Genomic DNA, 5,767 nt, shown 5'->3' on the forward strand with positions numbered 1-5,767 from the left:
CAGGTTGCCCCCCTGCAGGGTGAACCCGTCCCCCGCGCTCAGGCTGTTCGCGCCCGCGCCGAAATTTCCGCCGTTGCGGAGCGTGACCGCGTCGCCCCAGACGATGGCGTCGTTGCCCGGCCCGGTCTGCAGCGCGCCGAAGGTGACGTGGCTCGGAGCGTCGTTGTCCTCCGCGCCGGTGATCGTGACGACCACCGTCTGCACGGCCCTGCCGCCCTTCCCGTCCGTGACGGCGACGTCGTAGGCCTGGGTGAGGACCGCACCCTTGCCGAGATGGTTGATCGCCGCGTCCTCGACCGAGAAGGTCCACCCGACCTGACCGCCGGCCACGTCTCCGAGCTTGAAGCTGCCGAGGTATTTCTCGCCGCGCGGCGCGACGCTCGCGCCGTGCGTGTCGATGCGGTCGGCATCCGTGAAGGTGATCGCCCCGCCCGTCGTCAGCGTCGTCCTGTCCTCGCCCGGGGATTTGTCCGGCAGTTCGGTGACGCCGCCCGCGAGGACGGAGGTCTTGGTCACGATGACGGGCGCGTCGTTCGTGCCCGTCAGCGTGACGGTGACGGCCTGCGTGGTGCGTCCGCCCCTCCCGTCGGCGATGGTCACGTCGTAGACCTGGACCCGCTGCTCGCCGGCCGCGAGGCCGTTCACCGCGGCGTCCGCGACGGAGAAGGCCCAGCCGACCGAATCCGCGCCGACCGCGGCGATCTTCAGGGCGCCCACATAGCCCTCGCCCCGCGCGGCGACGCTGACGGTGGGCACGGCGCCCGCGGCGTCGGGATCGCGGAACCGGATGGAGCCGGTGCTGCTCAGCACCGCCGCGGGCTCGCCCGCGCCGCTCTCGGTCAGTTCCGTGACGGCGCCCGCCACCGTCGAGCCCTGCACGTCGACGATCGGCGCCTGGTTGGCGTTCGGATCGTCGTAGGCGCCGCGGATCGTGACCGTCACGGTCTGGCTCGCCGTGCCGCCGTGCCCGTCGTCGATCGTCACGGCGTAGGACTGGGTCCGGACCTCGCCGGCCGCGAGGCCGTCGAGCGCGGCGTCGTCGACCTGGAAGGTCCAGGCGAGCTTGCCGCCCGCCGCGGTGCCGAGGCCGAACGTGCCGAGATAGTCCTTGCCCCCGGCGCTGTAGCTCGCCCGGTGCGTGTCGATGATGTCGGCGTCGGCGAACGCGATCGTCCCGCCCGCCTTGTGGGTGACTTGGTTCTCGCCCGCCGCGCCGTCCGCGAGTTCCGCGACCGCACCGGTCGCCGTCGAGGTCGCGGCCGCGATCACCGGGGCGTCGTTGGAGCCCGTGATCGTCACGGTGATGGTCTCGGTGGCGCGCGCGCCCTTGCTGTCGGTGATCGCGACGTCGTAGCTCTGGGTGCGGACCTGGCCCTCCGCGAGCCAGTCGAGCGCGCCGCTGTTGACCGAGAACACCCAGGGCAGCAGGCCGAACTGCGCCGAGGTCGGCTGCTTGTACTCCATCGTGCCGAGGTAGCCGGCCTCCTTCGGGGTGATCGTCACGCTGTGGGTGTCGCCGACGTTCTTGTCGGTGAAGGCGATGGTGCCGTTGGTCTTCAGGATGGCGTTGTTCTCGCCCGCCAGACCGTCCGCGATCTCCCGGACCGACCCGGTCTTCGTCGTGCCGGAGCCGACGATCTCGGGCGCATCGTTCCGGCCCGCGACCGTCAGCTCCGCCCGCTCGAAGTTCGTGAAGGTCATGTTGCGCCAGGTCAGGTTGCCCCTGGCCGACCACGCGTCGTTGCCGAGCGCGGTCCAGCCGGCCGCCCTGGCGGCGGCCTCGAAGCTCGCGAGGTCGGCGGCGTCGATGCTCAGCGCGAGCGCGTCGGTTCCGCCGCCGCCGTCGAAGGTGGTGGTCGAGGTGTCGATGCTCGACAGGCCGAGGCTCAGCTTGTCGTCGCCGCCGCCGAGATCGACCCGCCCGTCGATGTTCCAGTTCTTGCCGAGCGTGACCGTGTCGACGCCGTTCGCGCTGCCGGAGAGGCCGCCCTTCAGGGTGAAGCCGTCGCCCGCCTTGACGGTGTTGACGTTCTGGTTGCCGTTCAGGTTCATCCCGCCGCCGACGGTGACGCCGGTGCCGAGCGTGAGGGTCTTGGCCGAATAGGCGCCGTTGGCGTCGATGCCGCCGCCGAGGCTGACGCCGTCGCCGAGCCTCATCTGCATCTCGGCCGGGGCCTTCGCCGTGCCCGCGCCGTTCATGACGATCCCGGAATCGGATTTGGACCTGTCCCCGATCGTGACGGAATCGACGAGCCCCGCGCCGCTGCCGCTCATGCGGATCTGGCTGAAGGTGTTCTCCTCACCCAGCACGACCGTGTTCCGGACGTCGGCGCCGTCCATCAGGATGTCGCCGCCGTTGAACCGCGCGCCGAGTCCGGTCTTGACGGAGGCGGTGTGCAGGCTGTTGCCGAAATCGAGGTTGCCGTTCCTCAGCTCGAAGAAGTTGCCGGCCTCCAGGCTGTTCGAGCCGCCGCCGAAATCGCCGCCGTTCATCAGCCGGACGTTGTCGCCGAACACGACCGCGTCGTCGGCCTTCGTGGTCTTGAGGCCCGACACCACGGTGACCTGGCTGTCGGTCGGGAAGCCCGGATCGGCCGAGCCGCGCAGCGTCACCGTGAGGGTCTGGACCGCGACGCCGCCATGGCCGTCGTCGATGGTGACGGCGTAGGTCTGAACGACGGTCTGGCCCTCTTCGAGCTTGTCGAGGGCGGCGTCGTTGACCTTGAAGGTCCAGGCGATCGAGCCGGTCTTGGCGCCCACGCCCGTCGTCGGGTTCCCGAGGGTCAGGGTGCCCAGATAGTTCGCGCCCTTCGGCGTGAGGCTGACCGTGTGGGTCTCCGCGTCGGCATCCGCGAAGGCGATCAGGCCGCTCGTCGTCAGCTCGGCCTTGTTCTCGCCGGGCGTGGCGTTCTTGAGTTCGGTCACGTCGCCCGAGAGGGTCGAGTATGTCTCGAACACCTTCGGGGCGTCGTTGCCCGGCGTGTCGTCGACGTCGGGCACGAGGAGGCCGCAGAGGCAGACCGCCTCGCCCGTCGTCGCGCAGGGGCTCGAAGGGGCGGAGGGGTCGAGTTCGGCGAGGTTGCCGTAATTGGCGATCTTCAGGTCGCGCACGAGGCCGATCAGCGCGTGGTCGCCCGCGATGCTCGACTTGCCGATCAGGTAGTCGGCCCGCTCCACGTCGGCCGGGACGACGCCCTTGCCGGTCGCGATGACGGCCGCGTCCTTCGTGATGCGCATCGTTCCGTCAGGATCGACGCCGACGCGCCACGTCGCCGTCTCGCCCTCGACGATCGCGTCCTTGGCGACGAGGCGGTAGGTCTGGCCGCCCTGCTTGATCACGAACGCGACGTCGCGGCCCTCGCCGACCTGACCGAAGGAGATGGTGTCGGCCGTGCCGTTGCCGAGGTCGAAGATTTTCTGGTTGCCGCCGCCGTTGAGGTCGTCGAAGCGGGCCGTCACGGCGAGCGCGAAGGCGCCGTCGATCTGCTCGTGGTCGATGTTGTAGGCCAGGGTGGGCCCGGATCCGAGGCTCCCGGTCTCCGCCAGGGGCACCATGTCGACGCCCACCATCTTGGCGACGGAGGGCACGCCCGCCTTGTCGACGGCGAACAGCATCCACACGCCGGGGGGCGCGACGTTCGCCTTCGGGATCGTCACCTCGATCGTGTTGCCGTCCACGACCTTGTAGGAGAGCTCGACGAAGCGCGCGTCCGCGTTGCGGGCATGCGTCGTACCGCTGGTCTTCAGGAAGGTGATCTTGCCGATATCGGAGGTGTCGTCGACGGTGATGCGGACGGTCGAGCCGGAATCGACGTTCCTGGGCGCCGCCTCGATCTCGGGACGATCGGCGTTGACGACGCCGTTCTTGTAGAGATAGCCCGGCGTCAGGATCTGCGCGTTGGCGTTCTCCTGCGGCCCGGGCGAGCCGCTGCCGCCGGAATAGATCGTGCCGTCCGGCAGGAGCAACGCGGTGGAATGATACATCCGCGCGAGGTCCTGCGCCTCCGAATACGTGGTCTTGCCGGTCACCGGATCCCAGAACAGCACCGTGAGCTGCGCGTCGCCGAGCGAGTCGGCGAGCAGCCCCCCGCTCGACGAGCCGCCCACCATCGCGACCTTGCCGTCCGGCAGCATCACGAAGGTGCCGTTGGTGCGGGCGACGAGGTTGCCCGAGCCGTCCTCGTCCTTGATCGCGAAGGCGAGTTCCCACTTGATCGTCGGCTGCGACAGGTCGGCCTTCCAGACCTGCCCGGTGGTGGAGGCGACGAGCACCTTGTCGGGCTCGTACATGATCGAGCCCGTGAGGTTGCGGGTGTCGAAGGGCAGCTTGCCGATCTTGGCGACCGCGCCGTTGCCAGAGACGTCCATGCGGTAGACGTCGTGGCCGGAATTGCTCGACCCGCCCGCCTCGATCATGATGACCGAGCCGTTGCTGATCTGCCAAGCGTGCGGATAGTAGTAGGTCCCGGTCAGCGTCCCCTCGCCGTCGTGGAAGTCCTTCACTTCCGTACCGGTGAGCTGGCGCATCCCGGTCTTGGAATTGTAGATCTCCGCGTAGGTCGAGCCGACGTTCCTCTCGTCGCGGCCGCCGACGATCAGGATCTCGCCGTTGCTCAGCGTCACGGTCGTGCCGTACCAGCGGGCCTGATGCAGGGCGAAGTTCGAATCCGTCTCGGAGATGTTGCGGATGGTCTGCGTCTTGTAGTCGAACATCACCACGTCATGACGCCCGGACCACGTGCCGGCGCCCTGGCCGGTATTGTGGTTGTCGCCGCCCATGATGATGACGTTGCCCGTCTCGGGATCGACGGCCATGTTCGAGCAGAAGATGTTCGTGCCGGTGGTGTTGGGCAGGACCTTCAGCTCGTCCGTCGCGGGATCGTAGATCGAGTAGACGAAGCGCGCATCGAAATCACCGCCGGTCCCGTCCGTGCCGAAGGCGAGGACCTTGCCGTCCGGCAGGACCATCGAGTGGATCGGGATCAGGGCATCCTTGATGATCTTGCCCCACGCGCCGTTGCCGTCCGGATCCTTCGAGGCCGCATCGATCATAGGTCAACTCTGTTCTGGTTTGGGGTGCGGGTGGGTGCCGCGGCGCGAACCGATCGCGCGGCGTCAGGCCGGATGCGGACTCAGCGGGCGCCGCAGCCGTCGAGGTCCGGGAGCGAGGCGAACGGGCCGTGCGCACCGGCCCCCTTCAGGGCGGCGCCGAGCGCCGCGAGAAGGAGCAGGCCGCCGGTGAAGGCGACCGGGCATCCCCAGCAATGCAGGGAATCGGCCGCGATCCGTTCGACGACCGAGAGCTGTCCGGAGCCCCCGCACAGGGACGAACCCAACGCCCACGCATGCGTGGCGTGGCTTGCGATCTCTGCGACGCCGGCGCTCACGAGAGCGAGCCCGGTCGCCCCCAGGCCGACCACGGCGGCCCCGTACAGATTTCGATCGCTGATGCTCATCCCTTGTCTCCACTTGCCGCTCGCGGGATTGCGCGAAAACTGCAGTCAGAGAGCCGATGTCGGCTTAAAAAACAATCAATCCCCGAATATCCCGGGTCCGTCTGACGCCGCATGGATAATGAATTCGAAACGGATATTCACACTTGAGAAGATCGTTGGTCATTCGAAGAATTCGGCGGACTGTCCCGCCTACATCCGCCGGTACCGGGGTCGTCTACCCTGCTATGGAGCAGCTGATGGGACGTGCCCCCTCTCTCTATGGGCAGGGCGATCGCATATGCCGAGCGAGCCTAGCCCCGGTCAGGCGCGGG

General features: G+C 68.5%; 2 protein-coding genes. Both read right to left on the bottom strand.

The window, feature by feature from the left end:
* Nucleotides 1–5,052 (bottom strand): VCBS domain-containing protein (locus tag AX737_RS22420; protein WP_156453891.1); only part of this gene is annotated, 5,052 nt, incomplete at its 3' end.
* An 80-nt stretch (nt 5,053–5,132) separates the two neighbouring features.
* A complete protein-coding gene (locus AX737_RS22425; RefSeq protein ID WP_066925036.1) occupies nt 5,133–5,456 on the bottom strand; it encodes a hypothetical protein in 324 nt (107 codons plus the stop codon).
* Nucleotides 5,457–5,767: the final 311 nt, after the last annotated feature.

It is taken from the genome of Methylobacterium sp. CCH5-D2 (assembly GCF_001556475.1).
Taxonomy (GTDB): domain Bacteria; phylum Pseudomonadota; class Alphaproteobacteria; order Rhizobiales; family Beijerinckiaceae; genus Methylobacterium; species Methylobacterium hispanicum.